At 53.2% G+C, this 233-nt stretch carries 1 pseudogene; it reads right to left on the bottom strand.

Annotation, left to right across the window (positions count from 1 at the left end):
• Nucleotides 1-233 (bottom strand): annotated as a pseudogene (locus tag KV696_RS10575) (adhesive domain-containing protein); the annotation flags it as partial.

Raw genomic sequence — 233 nt, 5'->3', positions numbered from 1 at the left:
TCAGCATCAACAAGTGCGGTAGCCTCTACATCAGCAAGCACAAGCGCTGTAGCCTCTACATCAGCAAGCACAAGTGCGGTAGCCTCTACATCAGCAAGCACAAGCGCTGTAGCCTCTACATCAGCAAGCACAAGCGCCGTAGCGTCTACCTCAGCATCAACTAGCGCTGTAGCATCTACGTCAGCAAGTACAAGCGCCGTAGCGTCTACATCAGCATCAACTAGCGCTGTAGC

The organism is Streptococcus humanilactis (assembly GCF_019448275.1).
Classification (GTDB): domain Bacteria; phylum Bacillota; class Bacilli; order Lactobacillales; family Streptococcaceae; genus Streptococcus; species Streptococcus humanilactis.
The sequence above is the reverse complement of the archived record's forward strand: the minus strand, read 5'-3'. Positions and strand labels throughout refer to the sequence as shown.